Origin of the sequence: Chryseobacterium scophthalmum, assembly GCF_900143185.1 — a bacterium.
GTDB classification, from domain to species: domain Bacteria; phylum Bacteroidota; class Bacteroidia; order Flavobacteriales; family Weeksellaceae; genus Chryseobacterium; species Chryseobacterium scophthalmum.
Genome location: NZ_FSRQ01000003.1, coordinates 24,470 through 43,245, shown reverse-complemented (window position 1 = coordinate 43,245; position 18,776 = coordinate 24,470). Strand labels below are relative to the sequence as shown.

Annotated in this window: 17 protein-coding genes; 3 read left to right on the top strand and 14 right to left on the bottom strand. The window is 33.2% G+C overall.

Going from position 1 to position 18,776, the window contains the following annotated elements; genetic code table 11:
- Window positions 1–7: 7 nt before the first annotated feature.
- From BUR17_RS15300 to BUR17_RS15270, 7 genes are all read right to left on the bottom strand, one after another.
- Window positions 8–3,091 carry a putative Ig domain-containing protein gene (locus tag BUR17_RS15300; protein ID WP_084550675.1) on the bottom strand — a complete coding sequence of 1,028 codons (3,084 nt, stop codon included), beginning with the start codon at window positions 3,089–3,091 and terminating at the stop codon, window positions 8–10.
- Between the two features lie 75 nt (window positions 3,092–3,166).
- Window positions 3,167–3,634: a regulatory protein RecX gene (locus BUR17_RS15295; RefSeq protein WP_074231362.1), complete on the bottom strand. Its 468-nt coding sequence runs from the start codon at window positions 3,632–3,634 to the stop codon at window positions 3,167–3,169.
- 143 nt (window positions 3,635–3,777) lie between these two features.
- The gene (gene glyA, locus BUR17_RS15290; protein ID WP_074231360.1) at window positions 3,778–5,043 is read right to left on the bottom strand and encodes a serine hydroxymethyltransferase; all 1,266 of its coding nucleotides are present in this window, start codon (window positions 5,041–5,043) and stop codon (window positions 3,778–3,780) included.
- Window positions 5,044–5,153: 110 nt separating this feature from the next.
- The gene (arsB, locus tag BUR17_RS15285; protein ID WP_074231358.1) at window positions 5,154–6,182 is read right to left on the bottom strand and encodes an ACR3 family arsenite efflux transporter; all 1,029 of its coding nucleotides are present in this window, start codon (window positions 6,180–6,182) and stop codon (window positions 5,154–5,156) included.
- 4 nt (window positions 6,183–6,186) lie between these two features.
- The gene (locus BUR17_RS15280; RefSeq protein ID WP_074231356.1) at window positions 6,187–6,798 is read right to left on the bottom strand and encodes a low molecular weight phosphatase family protein; all 612 of its coding nucleotides are present in this window, start codon (window positions 6,796–6,798) and stop codon (window positions 6,187–6,189) included.
- Window positions 6,799–6,875: 77 nt separating this feature from the next.
- Window positions 6,876–7,349 (bottom strand): DUF6428 family protein, encoded by a 474-nt coding sequence (locus BUR17_RS15275; RefSeq protein WP_074231354.1) that lies wholly within the window; start codon window positions 7,347–7,349, stop codon window positions 6,876–6,878.
- A 71-nt stretch (window positions 7,350–7,420) separates the two neighbouring features.
- Window positions 7,421–7,750: an ArsR/SmtB family transcription factor gene (locus BUR17_RS15270; RefSeq protein ID WP_074231352.1), complete on the bottom strand. Its 330-nt coding sequence runs from the start codon at window positions 7,748–7,750 to the stop codon at window positions 7,421–7,423.
- A 605-nt stretch (window positions 7,751–8,355) separates the two neighbouring features.
- Between BUR17_RS15270 and BUR17_RS15265 the strand changes: the two genes are divergently transcribed.
- Window positions 8,356–8,649: a hypothetical protein gene (locus tag BUR17_RS15265; RefSeq protein WP_074231349.1), complete on the top strand. Its 294-nt coding sequence runs from the start codon at window positions 8,356–8,358 to the stop codon at window positions 8,647–8,649.
- An 86-nt stretch (window positions 8,650–8,735) separates the two neighbouring features.
- On the opposite strand, the gene BUR17_RS15260 is transcribed toward BUR17_RS15265, so the two are convergent.
- The 7 genes from BUR17_RS15260 to BUR17_RS15230 all read right to left on the bottom strand — a co-directional run bounded on the left by BUR17_RS15260 (window position 8,736) and on the right by BUR17_RS15230 (window position 16,616).
- Window positions 8,736–10,136, bottom strand: coding sequence for a serine hydrolase (locus tag BUR17_RS15260; RefSeq protein WP_074231347.1), 1,401 nt, complete (start codon window positions 10,134–10,136; stop codon window positions 8,736–8,738).
- A gap of 28 nt (window positions 10,137–10,164) precedes the next feature.
- A complete protein-coding gene (locus tag BUR17_RS15255; RefSeq protein ID WP_074231345.1) occupies window positions 10,165–11,361 on the bottom strand; it encodes an efflux RND transporter periplasmic adaptor subunit in 1,197 nt (398 codons plus the stop codon).
- Window positions 11,362–11,375: 14 nt separating this feature from the next.
- Window positions 11,376–12,689 carry a hypothetical protein gene (locus BUR17_RS15250; protein WP_143747601.1) on the bottom strand — a complete coding sequence of 438 codons (1,314 nt, stop codon included), beginning with the start codon at window positions 12,687–12,689 and terminating at the stop codon, window positions 11,376–11,378.
- 117 nt (window positions 12,690–12,806) lie between these two features.
- Window positions 12,807–14,075, bottom strand: coding sequence for an ABC transporter permease (locus BUR17_RS15245; protein WP_074231341.1), 1,269 nt, complete (start codon window positions 14,073–14,075; stop codon window positions 12,807–12,809).
- Window positions 14,076–14,123: 48 nt separating this feature from the next.
- Window positions 14,124–15,353, bottom strand: coding sequence for an ABC transporter permease (locus BUR17_RS15240; RefSeq protein ID WP_074231338.1), 1,230 nt, complete (start codon window positions 15,351–15,353; stop codon window positions 14,124–14,126).
- 124 nt (window positions 15,354–15,477) lie between these two features.
- Complete coding sequence (locus BUR17_RS15235; RefSeq protein WP_074231336.1) at window positions 15,478–15,828, bottom strand: four helix bundle protein; 351 nt, start codon at window positions 15,826–15,828, stop codon at window positions 15,478–15,480.
- Between the two features lie 98 nt (window positions 15,829–15,926).
- A complete protein-coding gene (locus BUR17_RS15230) occupies window positions 15,927–16,616 on the bottom strand; it encodes an ABC transporter ATP-binding protein (RefSeq protein ID WP_074231334.1) in 690 nt (229 codons plus the stop codon).
- Between the two features lie 432 nt (window positions 16,617–17,048).
- Here BUR17_RS15230 and BUR17_RS15225 point away from each other — a divergent pair, with 432 nt between their 5' ends.
- Complete coding sequence (locus BUR17_RS15225) at window positions 17,049–18,023, top strand: ribonucleotide-diphosphate reductase subunit beta (protein WP_074231333.1); 975 nt, start codon at window positions 17,049–17,051, stop codon at window positions 18,021–18,023.
- A gap of 18 nt (window positions 18,024–18,041) precedes the next feature.
- Window positions 18,042–18,758 carry a toll/interleukin-1 receptor domain-containing protein gene (locus BUR17_RS15220; protein WP_074231331.1) on the top strand — a complete coding sequence of 239 codons (717 nt, stop codon included), beginning with the start codon at window positions 18,042–18,044 and terminating at the stop codon, window positions 18,756–18,758.
- Window positions 18,759–18,776: the final 18 nt, after the last annotated feature.

Sequence of the window (18,776 nt, the reverse complement as noted above, 5' to 3'; positions counted from 1 at the left end):
TTCCTTCTTATTTAATTAGTTTTTTTGTGTACTCTTTACCTTCAGATAGTGCTTTCAAGATGTAAACACCTTTAGAAGCAAGCTGTACACGAATTAGTTTAGAATTCTCATTGATGGTCTGAATTTTTCTTCCAGCTACATCAAAGATTTCTACTTTTTCGATATTCTTATTGTTTCTCACAACGAAATCTTGGCCGTCTCTGTACACTTCAAAATTATCTTTTTGAACTTCAGTAGTTGCCAACACATTAAGCTTGTAAACAATCTCGAATCTACTAGTACTCTCTCCTGCGTTGGCAGTAAATGTATAAGCTCCGTTCTGAAGATCGGTATAAGTTCCTGTCACTTTATCATGTAGATAAATTGCCTGTCCGTTATTAAACAATCCTTCTTTCTGTACTAAAGAAATTGTAAAATTTCCGTTTTGGAAATGTTTTGCTCCCACAGGAACCACATCATCAACATCAAAACTTGCCTTCCCTTGGATGATTAATTTTTGTGCATCAGCTAAAGTATAGAATCCATCAGAACCAATGGCTATTGCTTTAGAATCATAATTATCAAATGAGTCTGAAGCTCCAGTTGTATAATCTACAGCGAAAACATTATTGGTATTGTATTCAGAGTTTAATTTCAACCAGAATTTACCTTCTGTAGAAGGATTATTTTTATTAAAGAATGTACCGTTTGTAGCACCTCTCATTTCATTATTAAATGTCAAAGAAGTATCAACAGAGGTATTTAAAGTTTTCACAATGAATCCTTGACCAATATTTGCAACACCACCTGTTGGAACAACAGCCGTTCCTCCGTTACCATTAGGAGCAGGAACCCAAGTTGGATTTGCACCATTGGCAGCATTGAAAGTAGCGTATCCATAGTTTGTAGTGCTCGCACCATTCTGAAGCGTTACATTCGTGCTTTTGTTATCCCAGAAATAGAATGTACTTGAAATTCTTGCTGAGTTAGCAGTATAGAAAGTTCCTAAGTTTAAGCTTGAAGGATATGGATTACCAATTAAGTTGAATCCGTTTCCTGAAGTAACTAATGTAAAAGTCTGCGTTCCGCTATTTGGAGCTCCTGTAAAAACTAAAGTTGCGTTGGCAACCGGAGTTTTAAAAGAATACCCCTTAGCAAATGCAGAAGTTGAACTTGCATTAATATAAGAATCAGTAGCAGTGTCATATTCTGTAATAGAAGTAGATATAGACCCTGTGTAAATATTGGCTAAAATCTGACCAACAACTGGGGAAGACCAGAATGCATATTTATCAAGTTCGCTAGTTCCGTTTTTCAATGTTTTGAAAGTTCCTGAGTAAGATAAAGTAGAACCGTCTTTCTGAATAAGGTTACCGCCATCTTCTACGGTTACATCTACACCTGAAATCGTATTACCTGAAGTAATTTCTAAAACTCCACCGTTTTTGATTGTGATATTTTTAGCAGCGAAAGCAGGAGTTGTAGCAGATGTAGTATAAATACCTGTAAAGATAGCATCTACAGTCGCTCCAGGTACACCATTTGACCAAGTAGTACCGTTCCACGTTGAGGTTTCAATACGCTTGTATAAAGTTAAATCTTGTTGACTACCTGTATAACAAGCAAATCTCGGACTTGCTGCATTATATTGTAAATCTCTATTTGTAACAGCATTGTTAGCAAAAACAAATAATGAAGATGCATAAGAAATATCCCACAATTGATTGCTAGTAGTAACATTGTCTACAACTTGTATATTATTACTACCTCCTGTATAAGAAACATATTTACTAGTTGCTTCATTAAAAATACTTTTACTTGTTCCATTAGTTGTTATTTTCCAAACAATTGATGTACTTGGGTCAGTAATAACATCAGAAACCACTGTAATAGCTGTATTTCCTAAAACACTACTACTATATGTGTTATTCATAGCTTGAGAAGATCCATAAGCTATAACGTAATATCCATCAACTAACTCTGATAAAGAATTAATTTTCTCAAATCTTCCAACTCCACTGTACGGATCATTTGAAACTGTTAGAACAATTTGCTGGCTATAAGAATTCCAATCGTTATTTCCTGCTTGAGCTGCAGTTATATTTGTTGTTCCAATTCCTGTAATAGTTATAGTATTTCCTGATACAGTAGCTACCGCAGTATTAGAGCTAGAATATGTAATTGCTAAATTACCATTATCTGTATTTAAAGGAAAAGTAAATGCGGGACTGCTTAAATATTTATTTGTATTAGAAAATCCTGTCAAAGTCTGAGTTCCTTTACCAATTGTAAATGTAATTGTTGCTACATTTGAAGTACCTACACTATTAGTTGCTGTAACATCTGTAGTGAAAGTTCCTGCTACAGTCGGTGTTCCCGAAATCAAACCTGAAGCTGAATCCAATGTTAATCCATTTGGTAATGTACTTCCACTTGCAACATTATAAGATGTTGGGTTTTCTGATGCTTGAATATTTTGAGAAAATGCAACACCAACTGTTCCCGATAAGCTTGAAGCTGTCACTGTAGGAACAACAGTTGGTGCAGAAACAGTACCAACAACATTAAAGTCATCAATCTTATAATTCCCCGAATTTCCCGAACTAGAAGATAATCTTAGTCTTAAATTAGCTACATTTTCAGCACCTTGAGGAAGTACTATTCTGTTTCCGTCATTCACTAATGCCCATGAATTTCCATTTTTAGAATATATATAAGTAACATCATTCCATGTAGTTCCATTTGTTGACCATTGGAAAACAATATCCCTGCTAAATGTTGAAGTTCCTTTTCCTCCCCACAATACAGAAATACCTGTATAACCAACAGTTGATACATTGCTTAATGTAAGAGTATGGGTAGCATTATTAGCTCCAATACCACTAAACTGAATATTAGTATTACCTGAAGCACCTGTATATCCTGATGAAGCATTCGAAGAACTTGCATTCCACCCACTAGTAGTGTTAGAGCTTACCCAATTCTGAGGTAAGGTAGAGCCACTACCAAAATTAGTCGTGTACAATGTCGTCTGTGACCATCCCAAAAATGGGAGTAGCACCATCAAAAACGCATATATCGTCCTTGATTTAATTTGTAGTTTTAAATTCATAAATTATTTTTTTTTCGTCTGACAAATCTAAACTTTTTCTAAATAATATTAATGAATGTTAAAATTACATGTATGTTAATTTTCAATTACTTGTAAAATAGAGTCGTATTCAAAGCCTCTACTTAGAAGATATTTAATAGTTTTTGATTTTTTTTGATAATTCTGCAATCCTTTCAATTTACTCTCGTAATTTTCGTATATCTTATTTATTATGTTTAAATAATCATTTTCGTCAATTTCATCGAAACAGGTAGAGATTAGTTTTTCAGTAATACCTTTTTGCTTTAAATGCATTTTAATTTTAGTTTTCCCCCAGCTTTTAATATAAAATTTTCCACGAATATAACTTCTGGTAAATCTTTCTTCGCTCAGATAATTTTCTTTCATTAAAAACAAAAGAATTTCATCTTTAGCTTCGGGGATCAAAACAAACTCCCGCATTTTTTGCTCAACCTCAGCATGACAACGATCCTGATACACACAATAATTGGCCAGTTTCTGTTTTATTTCTTCAAAGGTGAAAAGTTTTTTTTCGGGCTGCATAGTTTAGTTGATAGTTGATAGTTGATAGTTGATAGTTGATAGTTCAAAATTACAATTTGCAAAAAAGAGGCGCAAAATATTTGCACCTCTTTTTATTTTATATTGAAAGCCAAAAGCAAATGGCTATTAGCTAAAAGCAATTCTTAATAATTAAATAAAGCCTTACCTTCCATTAATTGGTTTACTTTCTTTCTAGTACCTGCAATTACTTCTTCATTTTTAATATTGTCCACTACTTCAGAAATTAATTCTGCAATAGTATTCATATCATTTTCTTTAAGACCTCTTGTCGTGATTGCTGCAGTTCCTAATCTGATACCAGAAGTAGTGAACGGAGATTTATCATCAAACGGAACCATGTTTTTATTACAAGTAATATCTGCTTTTACTAAAGCTTTTTCAGTTTCTTTTCCGTTTACGCCTTTATTTCTAAGGTCAACCAACATCAAGTGATTGTCTGTACCGCCACTTACAATATCAAAACCTAAATCTACCATTGCCTTTGATAAAGCTTGAGCGTTAGATTTAACTTGTTTTGCATACGTCAAGAATTGGTCATCAAGAGCTTCACCGAAAGCAATTGCTTTACCAGCAATTACATGCTCCAATGGTCCACCTTGAATTCCAGGAAAAACAGCTCCGTCAAGAACCTGGCTCATCATTTTGATTTCACCTTTTGGAGTTTTGTGACCGTAAGTATTTTCAAAATCCTTCCCCATCATGATCATCCCTCCTCTTGGACCTCTCAAAGTCTTGTGAGTCGTGGTTGTTACTACATGACAGTGCTCGAATGGAGAATTTAATAATCCTTTTGCAACCAAACCTGCAGGATGTGCAATATCTGCCCAAAGTGTCGCTCCGATCTCGTCTGCAACCTCTCTGAATTTTGCATAATCTAAATCTCTTGAATACGCCGAGAAACCAGCAATTAACATTTTTGGTCTTTCTCTCAACGCTACTTCTCTCATTTGATCGTAATCAATCAAACCAGTTTCCTGCTGTACTCCGTAAGAAACTACATCATACTGAATTCCTGAAAAGTTGACTGCAGAACCGTGAGTAAGGTGACCTCCCATAGAAAGATCCATCCCCATGATTTTATCTCCAGGTTTCAAAACTGCCAAATAAATTGCAGCATTTGCCTGAGAACCAGAATGCGGCTGAACGTTTACATAATCAACACCGAAAAGTTGCTTTGCTCTGTCGATAGCCAATGTTTCAACCTCATCTACTACTTCACAACCTCCGTAATATCTTTTTCCCGGATATCCTTCTGCATATTTATTCGTCAATACACTTCCCATTGCTTTCATTACATTTTCAGAAACAAAGTTTTCTGAAGCAATAAGCTCTAATCCGTGGGATTGTCTTTCTCTTTCTTTTTCGATAAGGTCAAAAATAATGTCCATTTATTCTTAGATTTTTAGATTTTGAACCCCAAAAATACGGAATTTAGTATAGATTTAAGTATTTCTAATAATGATTTTTACACTTAAGTCTTTACTTTTTCAATTTAATTTTAATAAAATTTTCGCTTTAACCATAAACTGGCTTTTACCAATAAAATCAACACCGGAACTTCTACCAAAGGACCTATAACGCCAACGAAAGCTTGTGCAGAATGAATTCCGAAGACAGAAATAGCAACCGCAATCGCCAATTCAAAATTATTTCCTGTAGCCGTAAATGATATTGAAGCATTTTTATCATAAGAAACATTCATCCATTTATTAGTGAAAAAACTCACGAAAAACATCAGTACAAAATAGATAACAAGAGGAATTGCCACTTTCAAAACATCCATCAGAAGCTCTACAATTTTATCACCTTTTAAAGCAAACATCAAAACAATGGTGAATAACAGAGCATACAAAGTAACCGGAGAGATCTTTGGTATAAATTTCCGGTTGTACCATTCTACACCTTTCAATTTCACTAAAAAATAACGTGTTAAAAATCCTGCTAAAAAAGGAATCCCAAGATAAATTAAAACACTTTCTGTTACATCTTTCATCGGTACAGAAACATTAAAATTTCCCAATCCTAATTTTTGTGGTAAAACGTTGATGAACAACCATACAAAAAAGCTGTAAGAGAAAATTTGAAATACACTGTTTAAAGCAACCAAAAATGCTGCGTATTCCCGGTTTCCTTTGGCTAAATCGTTCCAGACGATTACCATTGCAATGCATCTTGCCAAACCAATTAAGATTAATCCAACCATATACTCCGGTTCATTTTTTAGAAAAATAATTGCCAGAATAAACATTAAAACAGGACCTACAACCCAGTTGAGAAGCAATGAAAGTGATAATACTTTTTTATCTCTAAAAGCTATTGGCAACAGAGAATAATCTACTTTTGCAAGCGGCGGATACATCATTAAAATTAAACCAATTGCCAACGGAATATTGGTGCTTCCAACCGAAAGCGAATTAGTAACTGATGAAATATTTGGAAATAAAAAACCTAAACCTACTCCGATTGCCATTGCAAGAAATATCCAGAGAGTAAGATAACGGTCGAGAAACTTGAGTTTGGGCTGCATCAAATTAATTTTTAACTAAAGAAAAAACATACAGACATTCCATCGCAATTTGATTGCTTCTTTCAGTGTATTTTTCATCCTGAAGAATAGAATTGTCGTAAGATTTTGGGTCAAAATAAGTCGTTCCGATTCGCAGATCGCAACCCGGAATAAACGGACAATTTTCGTCTGCATCTCCACAAGTCATTACTGCCACAAAGTTTTCTTTGGGCAAAGTTTCATCATCAATAACTTTTGAAAAACAGTGACTCGATTTATTCTCTCCAAAAACAACTTCATATTTCGGATTGGTCGTTTCGTCTAATTTCTCCACATCAAAACCTTGAGATTTCAATGCATTGATGGCATTTTGATTGAAAGCCGTCGCTTCAGTTCCTGCAGAAAAAGTATTGATATTAAAACCATAAAAATCGGCAGCAACCTTTGTCCAAACCTGTCCCAAATGACTTCTGCGGGAATTATGCGTGCAAACATACACCAAGTTGATTTCTTTTCCTGAATTGAATTTTTCCTGAATATGACTCGCTAATTTTTCCAATAAAACTTTTCTTTCAGGATTAATTTCTTTAAAATTTTTGCTGATGATTTCGCAACGCTCTTTAATTTGTTGTTTCATTTCGAATATTTAAATTGTTTTAATGCCACGAATACACAAATATTCATTTTATTATTCGTGCATTCGTGGCTAAAAAATTAACAACATCCACTTCCAGGTTCACAAGAGTTTCCTGAATTTGAACTTAATTCTGACAAATTTTTCTTTTGTTTTTCTGAAGGAATTCCACAAGCATCCTGAGCTAAACAAGCTGTCGTTTTGTTGACCAATACAAAATGTTTCCCATTGAATTCCAGATCATATTTCCCAATGGTTTCAGCTTGATATTCCACTTCAATTTCCGAATCTTCGATTCCTAATTTTTCTTCGGAAAGTTTGATGATGTTTAAAAGTTTCCCCGGTTTCAGGCGATGCTCAAAATCATCGGCATCCCATAACTGAAAATTCACTCCTTTTTCTGAACGAATTACTCCGCCACAATCGATAAAGTTTTTGGTGATTTGTCCTACCTCTGTTACGTGAAAATGTTCCGGTACAAATGTTCCGTTTTCCAACTGAAATTCTACATTGTCTAATGAAGGTAAAATTTCTTTAATTTTCGAAAGTTTCATATGATGTATATTTAATTAAGTTTAAATTGTAATATTGCTATATAACGATAATAATAAATAAAAAAATGCCTTTAACAGCATGATTCTGATTGAATATCCTGAGTAAAAAACATTCCTAATTCATCTTGAACTGTTTTCCAGATTTTCTCATCAATACAGTAACAAACCGATTTTCCTTCGATAGAACCTTTGATAATTCCGATATTTTTCAACTCTTTTAAATGTTGTGAAATCGTAGCTTGTGCCAACCCCAATTCTTCTACCAAATCATTACAAATACAAGCTTTTTGATTGATAATATGCTGCAAAATTGCAATTCTTGCAGGATGTCCTAAAACTTTGAAAAGCATTGCCAATCTGTTTTGCTTGTCGCTAAAAATCTCAGTCTTTGTAAGTCCCATATTCTTATTTTAATATTGTAATATTACGATAATAAATTTATTACAGAAAATAAATTTTAATTTTTATCTTTAGAATAAGCAAAATTGATAAATCATATATTTAAAACTTGTTTAAACTTTAATAGTTGGTGATCGCAAAGGCGCAAATTATAGTCTAAAATGTTTTAAGGCACAAGGATTTTATCTACGATAAAATTCCACCTGTTTTATTGCTAGATTCTTTATAAAGTTTTTTTGTCACACTGAGCGAAGTCGAAGTGCTTTGCGCCTTAAAAACTAAAAAAGATAAAAAATTGCGCCTTTGCGATTCCAACAAAATAATATTTTATAAAAGTTTAAACATGCTTTTAGACTGCTTTTGAGATTTAATCACAAAAGGAACAAAAGACATTTGTAAAGCTATTATTAGATAATCAAAGTTCTAAAAAGAATAAAAATCAAAGATTTTTAAAGGCTTTGTGTGCTTTTTTCAACCTTAAATAGAAATATCTAAATCTTTTGCCTCTTTTGTAGTTAATAAAAGTTTAAAAATTTAATATCGAAAATGAGTTATAATGTAAAATGATATATTTGCATATCGTAAAAGAAAAAATTGTCTGAAAATTATGGGAAAGAAAAAGTATAAAAAACAATTGCTCAACACTTTAAAAGCTCTTGGTAAATCTGAACATTTAATCCTTGAAAACATGACTGACCTTATGCTGAAAGGAGAATTAAAGAAAAGTAAAATAGAGTTTAAAAACGGTGACACATTTAGTTTTAAAGATAATATTTTTGATTACAGCGAAGATAAAAACATCAGAAAACTGGCTAAACTTCGTAGAGAAATGCTGATCACCATGAATAAACTCGTGACAAAAAATGATTTTAAAGACAAAGAAATTAAGTTTTTGAGTTAATTTTTAAATATTACTTTAAACTATCAAAATAAAAAAGTCTCAGATATATTCTGGGACTTTTTTTAATTCAGAGAAATAACGTCAAATTAATTTTTAATCGCAATATTCATTAAGTCAAAACATAACTTATCAATATTTTCCATTTTTGGATTAAAAGCCGAAACATTTGATAAAACTATAACTGCATTTCTATTTTCAGCATTAAAAGCCAAAGACGAAGAATAGCCACCTGTTCCACCATTGTGCCATAAAAACTCGCTATCGTTTTTATTTTTCAAAATATGCCATCCTAATCCAATTTTCATTTTATCATTAATAGTGAAAGTTGGCTTTCTAGTTAAAGTAAGATCAGTATTTTTAATATTAAACTGTGCATCTACAAATTTTGCCAAATCTTCCGTGGTAGATAAAATTCCACCACCCCCAAATAAAACATCGAAATCCCAATTGGAAACATTTTCGCCATCTGCATTCAATCCACTTATAAGCTTATCTTTCAGGTTTTTAGAACTTGTATAGGAATTTTTCATTTTATATTTGTCAAAAATTCTTTTTTGCAACAACTGTTGAAACGAAGTTTTCTGACTTAGTTCAAGTGTATAACCCACTAATCCTGCTCCCAGATTTGAATATTCATATTTAGGATTACTTTTCAATTTCAAATTATTTTTAAGATAATCCTCTATTTCTTTTTTGCCATAGCTTTTATACGGGTTGATTTCGTTTGATAAATCAAGATTATCAGGAAGACGTGGTAAACCCGACGTATGATTGGCTAAACTTTGAAAGCTCAGTTTAACATTTCCTTTGAATGGAAAAGAAAAATATGAATTAATATTATCATTCAAATTAATCTTTTTATCCTCAACCAACGAAGCTAGAACTGTTGCCGTAAAAACTTTTGTAATCGAGCCTATTTCAAAAACTTTATTTTGATTTTTATTGCTTTTTACTGTATCATTTTGTTTGATAATTCCATAGAACTGTGTTTTTCCATTTTCAATAAAAGCAATTGAAACCTGAGTGTTGTTAGGAAAATCTTTCGTATTTGAAAATATAGCTTCACTTACATTTTTTGGAAAGTCATGTAAAGCATTTACAGTTTTAGTATTTACCTCAACTTTAGATTCTTCATAAGGTTTTACAAAAAGTCCGTTGATTTTATTTTGCCCATCCAAAGAAATATTAACTGCAAAAACAGCTCTCTCAAATTTGGTTTTATAAACAGCGTATGTTTCCTGATAATTAATAAATTCTTTTGCTTCAATTTTACCAACCTGAAGTTTTAAACCCGATAAAAACTGTTTGGTGTCTTCCAAAGGCAAAGCTTCCTTCATTTCAGATGAAAAGCTATTATAAATTGCTTCGTATTTTCCGGAATTATAATCATTCTGAAAAACATCAGCCACTGTTTTATAATTATTGGACTGACCAAAAAACAGAGTCGTCATTAAGCTTAAAAGTAAAAAAGAAAATATCTTTTTCATATTTATCAATCAAATATTTTAAAGCTGATTATTTCTTCGCTTTCTCTTTTAACTCTTCTTTATCTTTATCTGAAGGATTCCAGACTTTCACATCAGAGTTTTTATCAATACCTGAAAGAATCTGTACATTGATTCCGTCGCTTGCTCCTAATTTCACATAGACTTTCTTAAACTTCCCGTCTTTTTGTTTTACCTCAACAAAAGGAATGTCTTTTCCGTTTTTCTTTTCGTACTGAATTAAAGATTCATCCAAAAGTAATGCATTTTTCTGAGAGCTCATTACGATTTCTCCGTTGGCAGAAAATCCGGCTCTGATGTATTCGTTATTTGGATTGTTTACATCACCTTCAACCGGGAATTTTATAGTTCCATTGGTATCTTTTCCTTTTGGTGCAATCATTGTCAGTTTCCCAGGAAACGTTTTATTCTGCAAAGCTCCGATGACAATTTTCATATCCATTCCCTGCTTTAGTTTTCCGGCTTGAGCTTCATCAATTTCTCCCTGGAAGATCAATGAATTCAGATCCGCAATCGAACAAATTGTAGTTCCTGCATTGAAAGAGTTGGCTTCAATTACCTGACTTCCTACTTTTACGGGAACTTCAAGAACGGTTCCTGCAGCTTTAGAACGGATTTGTGTTGTTGCCAAACCTTGTAATTCAGGAGTTGCACCCGTTTTTACAATCTGCAATCTTTTTTGCGCAGTCTGAAGTTGCTGATTAGCATTTTTCACGCTTTGCTGCATTGAATATAACTGCTGCTGAGAATTTAGAAATTCTTGCTTTGAGATTACTCCCTGTTTGAAAAGTTTATCCTGCATCGCAAATTGTTTCTGCATATTATCAACATTCATTTTTGCATTGCTTATCTGAAGTTGAGAATTTACCACTTCCTGTTGTGCATTATTTACTTCGGCAATATTCGGGATAATTCTTACCGTTGCAATCAATTGCCCGGCTTCTACTCTATCTCCTTCATCAACTAAAATTTTATCAATAATCCCTGCAATGTTTGGCTTAATTTCAATCTCTTCTTTAGGAACAATTTTTCCTGTTGCCATCACTTTGTCTTCCATGTTCTGAATAGAAGGTTTTCTCGTAAGGAAAGCTTCATTTTGCTTGGAATTTGATTTTACAACATAACTGATTCCTGAAAATAATGCTACTGCAAACAAAAGCCCCAAAAAGATGTAAATGCCTTTTTTCCAGGTAAATTTCTTTTTCATATGTCTAGTTTATTTTAATATTGAATAAATTTATTTTTTTCTATTTTCTTGTGTTTTGAAAGCTTTTCCATCGCAGCTTTCAAATCTTGTTTTTTATTAATGAAAAGCAGCACAATCATTCTTCCTTTTGAATCTAAAAAACTGATATTCTGAATAGACTCATCATAATTAATATTTTTAATTTCAGGAAATACTATTTTTAATTCTTCCAGATATTCTTTCTGATGTTTATCTAAAATGATAATAAAAGATGAGTTACCTTCCAAAAGTTTTGGACTTTTAGAAATGTTTTTCATAGGACTGCTTACTCCGACATTGTTTGCATTAAAATATTCAAAGAAATTATCGAAGATATAATTGCCCTCGATATCATCCGTAAAAATATCAATTGTATTAAAATTCTGATTATACTCATAAATAGAATCTGGGAAAGTTTCGCCAAAGACTTTTATGGAATAATCAATAAAAGCTTTATCAATAGTTTTATTTTCTTCAAGATATTTTTCTGTTATCGAATAAATGGCTTTCGCAAAAAGATTAATTGTAGGATTATTATACCAATCACCTTTATCCAAAACTCCTTTCTTAAGAACTTTCCATGCATAACCATTTCCTAAAGCTGTTGCAACCGCTTCATTAAAATAAGAATACGCCAGTTTTGAATATTTTGAAGGATTTTCGTTAAAATACTTCTCCTGTTCAAGCTGAACTTCACGATCTTGTTCTTGGTACAATATATGGCACATTTCGTGCATCGTTACGCTCAAAGTTCCTTCAATATCATTAGTATCTGTTAAAGTTCCGATGCATAAAGCATTTCCATGCGGTGTAGAAACTGTACTTCCGCTTTTTCCGGGAATAGGATACAATGTCACATAAAACGGTATTTGTTGATTCCAGGAAGATTTATAAAATTTATTAAACCTTAAAAACATCTCAGAACTTAAATCTTGATATTTTTCCAATGCAGCAACCTGTTTTTTCATCTTTAATTCACCATCATTCCAAACATATTTTCGAAAATAAGGCTGTGCATTTTTTAAAATATTAAACATTTTCATCTGTTCATTTACAGGAAGAAGTCCGGTAATTCTTTCATTAAAATCGTTTAAATCCTTAGACTTTAATGACTGTACAATCAATAATGTCAAATAGCTCTTTCTATAGTTTCTTCCCTGCGGATAATCTTGCCTTACGATGCCTTCATTAAAATTAAGAGATTTAAAATCATTGGCAAGCTTTTGAAAGTCTTTATTATCAGATAATTTCGATTCAATATATTTTCTGTAATTAGAAGAAGTCCCTTGTTTTTTAGCAGCCGTCTCCATAAAATTGAAAAGACTGTATATCTCACTTTCTTTAAAAATAAAAAAATCGCTTTTCTGTGCATTAGCAATACTAAAGCAAAAAATAATCAGAATTAAACAAGCTTTTTTTATCATTCTTTATTCACTTCTCAATGCTTCAATCGGACGTATTTTTACCGCTCTTTGTGCAGGAATCATTCCGATAATTAAACCTAAAATCACCATCACCGCCATTGCACTGAAAACATTTCCATAGTTTACTGTTGGATTATAAAACGGAAAATCATCCTGATTTTGTGTTAACGAATTTGCAATCATCAAAACAAAAATTCCAAAAATAAATCCGAGTAAACCTGAACTTAATGTAATCACAACACTTTCCAGAAGAATTTGGTTTCTTACTTCCGAAGGTTTTGCGCCTAAAGCTCTTCTGATCCCAATTTCTTTGGTTCTTTCTTTTACCGTAATCAACAAGATGTTTGAAATGGCAATAACTCCTGCAAGAATCGTTAATGTTCCTACAATGATGGTTAAAAGCTGCATTCCACTCAAAAATCCGGTCAGTTTTTTAAATTCTTTTCCAAGATTAAAACTTCCGAAAGCATTGGTATCTTCCGGTGAAACCTGATTTTTCTTTTTCAGCTCGTCTTTTACTTTATCTTCTACGAAATTTACATCTGCATTCGGCTTGCTTACAATCGCAAAAACATCTACATTATCTCCGTCGTTAAATATTTTGGTGAATGTAGAAAGTGGGATAAAAACAGTTTGATCATTATCCATTCCGCCTCCTTTTTTTACTCTGAAAACTCCGATTACATTAAAGAAAATTCCTTTTACATTGATTGATTTTCCAATCGGATTTTCCTTCTTTTTAGAATCGAAAAAGTTCTTGTAAACCTCTTCTCCAATTACCGCTACATTTTTATTTTGCGAAACATCTGCATCGTTAAGATATCTTCCGTAAATCAGTTTTTTCTCTGAAATTTTATTCCCGATCGGATAATCTCCGTTTAAATTATAGGTTGCAGTCTTTCCGTTTCTCGACATTTGTTCGCCTGCAGATCCAAAATTACCTCTTGAGTTTTTTGGAGAGATATATTCAATTTCATTCACTTTTCGCTGCAACATATCGATATCCTGAAGTTTCAGATTCATTTGCCTTCCTTTCGGAAAGCCTTCATAAGGAATCGAAGTATTTTGCGCCCAAAGAAAAATAGAATTCGTTGCAAAACCTGAAAACAATTTATCAAAACCGTTTTCCATTCCTTTTGCAGAACCCAGTAAAACTACATAAAGGAACATTCCCCAACCCACGCCAATCATGGTAAGAAACGTACGAAGCTTATTATTCTTGAGTGAATAATAAATCTCCTGCCATGTATCTTTTTTAAATAAAATGTTCATTTTTTTAATTCGTTTCGGGGTTTGAGTTCCGTGTTTCGAGTTTTTTAATTATTCTGTTCTTAATGCTTCAATCGGTTTAATTTTCGAAGCTCTGTAAGCGGGAACAAATCCGGCAATCAAACCTGAAAATACCAAAGCAATAAACGCGGCAATAATTTCAAACCAACCTACACTTGGATTTTTAATAAAATATTCTTCTAAATTATCTCCAATTAAATTTAAAGCTAAAACTCCCAATCCAACGCCTACAAATCCTGAAACAACAGTAATCACAACACTTTCCTGAACAATCAATGCGACAATACTTCCCGGTTTTGCGCCGATCGCTTTTCGTACACCGATTTCTTTGGTTCGTTCTTTTACGATATACACCATGATGTTGCTGATCCCGATAATTCCTGCCAATAAAGTTCCGATACCGATAAAACCTACAATTCCGGTAAGAACAGCCATAAACGTAAAAGTATCGCTCATGTTTTGGGCGTTGTTCCAGACGCGAACTCCATTTTCGTCATCAGGAGAAACATTTTTCCTGGATTTTAAACGGCTTTTCAGTTCATCACCATATTTTATTGCCTGCTCCGGATTCAAATTTTCATTATAAGCGATATACACCGTACTTACCGTATCTGAACCTTTTTTCATCTGCTGCAAAGTGGTAATCGGAATAGAAATATGTCTTTCATCCCAATCTCCGCCATCGTCAGAAAAAACACCGACTATTTTAAACATCGTTCCGTTGATATCTAAATCTTTACCAACCGGACTTCCGTTTTTAATCAAATCCCGCTGTACCATTCTACCAATAACCGCAACATTTTGTTTACGTTGCAAATCCATCGGTGAAAGATAGCGACCTTCCAACATTTTTCGGTTTTCGATATATTTCTCTTCGGTATCGGCTCCGTTAATCTGATAATTACCGCTCTCTTTGCCGTATTTTACCATCAAATTTGCTGTATATCTTGGCGAAGAATATCCTACTTTTTCTTTGTCGTTATTAATCAAGAAATCGTAATCATCATTATCCATTGTAACTTGTCGGTCAGACTGCAAACCATTGTAAGCAATCGTTGTTTTTCCTGTAAAAATAGAAATCAGGTTTTGGGCATCTCTTGCAAAACCTTCGGTGAAAGCATTCTGCAAACCTTTCCCAATTCCGAAAAGAACAATAAAAATAAACAGACCCAAAGCCACGGTAAAGCCCGAAAGCACCGTTCGCAATACATTACTGCGAATTGAACTGAATATTTCCTGCCAACGATCTAGGTCAAACATATTTTTGTTTTTTTTACTTTGTAAAAAAGTCAATTATTTTTTAATGTCAATTGTCAATTTCTTCAAGTCAATTTTTAATTTTAACTCTTCAAAAATTCACTAGCGAAGCAAAATTGACCATTCACTATTTCAACATTCCACTCAAAAGAATAAATGATGTTTTTAATTTACTTCCAGCCTTTTCCATATCATTTAAAGTAAGATATTCGGATTCAAAAATAATATCAAAACAAGAATCTAATTCTATAACAGAACCTCTTGCTATTTCAAAATACCTTTTTCTTTCCGTCTCAGATTTTCTTGAACACCCTTCTGTGATATTCAGTACTACAGATGTTGAGGCTCTTCGTATCTGATCTTTTAAATTAAATTTTTCTTCAATTGGAAGTCTATTTAATATTTTATAACATTCAAATCTTAACTCTCGTGCCGATTTGTAAACATCAATTTTATAATGATTGAGATTTAAAAACATTTTTTCTCATTTTAAAATTCATTTGTGCTTATTTTATAATTATTAAAATTGCTTGTAAATTCACTTGCGAAGCAAAATTGACTATTCACAATTCACCTTTAAAGCACAATCTGCTTTATAAACTCATCACTTTCTATAATTCCGTCTCGTAAGATGACATTTCTTTTGGTTTGAGCGGCAACATCAGGTTCGTGGGTTACAACGATGATTGTTTTTCCTTCGTTGTTGATATCCTGAAGAAGCTTCATAATATCATGCGTGGTTTTTGAATCTAATGCTCCGGTTGGTTCATCGGCAAGAATTACTTTTGGATCTGTAATTAATGCTCTTGCAATGGCAACTCTCTGTTTTTGTCCACCAGAAAGTTCATTCGGTAAGTGATTTGCCCATTGTGCCAATCCTACTTTCTCCAAATATTCTAAAGCCTTTTGGTTTCTTTCTTTTCTTGAAACATTTTGATAGTATAAAGGAAGCGCTACATTTTCTATAGCCGTTTTGTACCCAATCAAATTGAAAGACTGAAATACAAATCCCAGAAATTTTGACCGGTATTCTGCAGCTTTCACTTCATTTAGGTGTTCGATAGGAATTCCATCCAGCTCATAAGTACCTGAATCTTTTTCATCCAAAATTCCGATAATATTCAGCAAAGTTGATTTTCCGGAACCTGAACTTCCCATAATAGAGACAAATTCACCTTCAGAGATATTGAGGTTAATTCCTTTGAGAACGTGCAGTTTACTCTTGCCCGTGTCGTATGATTTATTGAGATCCTGAATTACTAACATTAAGCTTTGGATGTTTTATGTCTTAATAAGTAGCCACTATTCTCATTTTGTTACAAGATTAAAAAATTCTTTTCATTTTACGCCTGTTTAATACATAAATTATTAAATATCAGTTTATTAAAAAATATTGTTTAATCGAAATCAACGTCAACAATTTGTTTCCGGCACTTAAGTTCCTCTAACCCAATGGTAAAGGGTGTTTCATGTAAATGTGGAAAACTTTTAAGGTTAAAAGTCAGCCAATTACTCTTTACCCCTTTTAAAATAGGCTTCTGTTTTCTAACTTTGTAGGTAGATTCTGAAAGAAAGTAATTGCTGATCAAGATAAAAAAATCACTTTATTAACTTTCAAAAAATCAAATACTTATCATTTCAACGGTTGTATTTGTAGAATTTTATTTTTGACAAAACAAAAGACATAAAATTTATAATATGGGAATTTTCGATAAAAGAATTAGTTACAAGCCATTTGAGTACCCTGAAGTTCTTCAGTTTACAGAAGCTATCAACAAATCGTTTTGGGTACACTCGGAAGTAGATTTCACGGCAGACGTTCAGGATTTTCAGTCGCAGCTTGAGCCGCACGAAAAAAATGCTGTAAAAAATGCACTTTTAGCGATCGCCCAGATTGAAGTTTCGGTAAAAACTTTTTGGGGAAATCTTTACAACCACATGCCAAAACCTGAGCTTAACGGTCTTGGAGCTACTTTTGCAGAGTGCGAATTCCGTCATTCTGAAGCATACTCTCGTTTGCTTGAAGTTCTGGGTTACAATGAAGCATTTACTCACGTTGTAGAAGTTCCGGCTCTTAAAAAGAGAATCGACTTCCTATCAAATGTTTTGAAGCACGCCAATTCTACCACTCCAAAAGAGTATGTGTCTTCTCTTTTGTTATTCAGTATTTTGATAGAAAACGTTTCGCTTTTCTCACAATTTGCAATCATTCTTTCTTTCACAAGATTCAAAGGATACATGAAAAATGTTTCCAATATCATCGCTTGGACTTCTATTGATGAGCAGATTCACGCCAATGCAGGTATTTATCTGATCAATAAAATCCGTGAAGAGCAACCTGATCTTTTGACTGATTCTGATATTGAAGATATTTACACTTTGGTTGACCAATCTATCGAATTGGAAGGTGAAATCATCGAATGGATTTTTGAAATGGGTGAATTTAATTTTTTCACAAAAGAAGACTTGTTAAACTTTATGAAATACCGTGTTGACGACAGTTTAAAGAAAATCAATATGGCAACTCGTTACAACATCACTCCGGAACAATACAGACCGATGGTTTGGTTCGAAGAGGAAGTTTTTGCGAACTCTATGGATGATTTCTTTGCAAAAAGACCGGTAGATTATACAAAGCACGATAAGAGTATTACGGCGAACGATTTATTTTAATTTATAAAAATTATCAAAATGGCAAGATGTACAGCTCCCCGTTATGGACACCGTTCCGCAAGCGCAGCAGAAAACTGTCCTGCGTGTAGTAGTCGTTACAACCGTAGTTATTACTCACCATCTTACTCGTCACCGTCTTATTCATATTCCTCTCCTTCAGGTAGCTCAGGAAGCAGTAGTGGTAATAGATCAAGAAGTGTAAAAGCTCGATGGTCTTCATCTAACTCAACAATATTATACACGCCAGAAGAAATACGAACTCTAACACCTGTTCGTGAAAATGTTGTAAAACGTTCTATTTTACCCGACTTACGTGATGTTTTTCTTTGTCATGCTTGGGACGATCGTAAAGGACCAGCGAAAGATTTACACGATTTATTGGAATCTAAAGGTGTTTCTGTGTGGTTTAGCGAAAAAGATGTTTTATTAGGTTCTCCTTTAATGCGTGAAATTGATAGAGGATTAGCAAAGTCTAAAGTAGGTATCGTGTTGGTTACACCATCATTTCTTGAACGCATTAACAATGCTGGAATTGCAGATAAAGAACTATCTGCTTTATTAGCGCGTGATTTGCTAATTCCAATTGTACACAATACAACTTATGACAATTTACGTGACGTTAGTCCTTTACTTGGATCAAGAAGTGGTTTAAGTACTACAGAGGATACAATGGAAGAAATAGCCGCTAAATTAGCAGAATTGGTCACTCCTGAAGATACATTAATTAAAGCGTAAAAACATAAGATTGCTTCG

Excerpts from the sequence above, each read along its gene's own strand:
- BUR17_RS15240 (WP_074231338.1), bottom strand. The coding sequence starts at position 15,353 with ATGTTTGACCTAGATCGTTGGCAGGAAATATTCAGTTCAATTCGCAGT.
- BUR17_RS15275 (WP_074231354.1), bottom strand. The coding sequence starts at position 7,349 with ATGAAACTTTCGAAAATTAAAGAAATTTTACCTTCATTAGACAATGTA.
- BUR17_RS15225 (WP_074231333.1), top strand. The coding sequence starts at position 17,049 with ATGGGAATTTTCGATAAAAGAATTAGTTACAAGCCATTTGAGTACCCT.
- BUR17_RS15295 (WP_074231362.1), bottom strand. The coding sequence starts at position 3,634 with ATGCAGCCCGAAAAAAAACTTTTCACCTTTGAAGAAATAAAACAGAAA.
- BUR17_RS15265 (WP_074231349.1), top strand. The coding sequence starts at position 8,356 with ATGGGAAAGAAAAAGTATAAAAAACAATTGCTCAACACTTTAAAAGCT.
- BUR17_RS15300 (WP_084550675.1), bottom strand. The coding sequence starts at position 3,091 with ATGAATTTAAAACTACAAATTAAATCAAGGACGATATATGCGTTTTTG.
- BUR17_RS15260 (WP_074231347.1), bottom strand. The coding sequence starts at position 10,136 with ATGAAAAAGATATTTTCTTTTTTACTTTTAAGCTTAATGACGACTCTG.
- BUR17_RS15230 (WP_074231334.1), bottom strand. The coding sequence starts at position 16,616 with ATGTTAGTAATTCAGGATCTCAATAAATCATACGACACGGGCAAGAGT.
- BUR17_RS15280 (WP_074231356.1), bottom strand. The coding sequence starts at position 6,798 with ATGAAACAACAAATTAAAGAGCGTTGCGAAATCATCAGCAAAAATTTT.
- arsB (WP_074231358.1), bottom strand. The coding sequence starts at position 6,182 with ATGCAGCCCAAACTCAAGTTTCTCGACCGTTATCTTACTCTCTGGATA.
- BUR17_RS15235 (WP_074231336.1), bottom strand. The coding sequence starts at position 15,828 with ATGTTTTTAAATCTCAATCATTATAAAATTGATGTTTACAAATCGGCA.
- BUR17_RS15245 (WP_074231341.1), bottom strand. The coding sequence starts at position 14,075 with ATGAACATTTTATTTAAAAAAGATACATGGCAGGAGATTTATTATTCA.
- BUR17_RS15220 (WP_074231331.1), top strand. The coding sequence starts at position 18,042 with ATGGCAAGATGTACAGCTCCCCGTTATGGACACCGTTCCGCAAGCGCA.
- glyA (WP_074231360.1), bottom strand. The coding sequence starts at position 5,043 with ATGGACATTATTTTTGACCTTATCGAAAAAGAAAGAGAAAGACAATCC.
- BUR17_RS15255 (WP_074231345.1), bottom strand. The coding sequence starts at position 11,361 with ATGAAAAAGAAATTTACCTGGAAAAAAGGCATTTACATCTTTTTGGGG.
- BUR17_RS15270 (WP_074231352.1), bottom strand. The coding sequence starts at position 7,750 with ATGGGACTTACAAAGACTGAGATTTTTAGCGACAAGCAAAACAGATTG.
- BUR17_RS15250 (WP_143747601.1), bottom strand. The coding sequence starts at position 12,689 with ATGGAGACGGCTGCTAAAAAACAAGGGACTTCTTCTAATTACAGAAAA.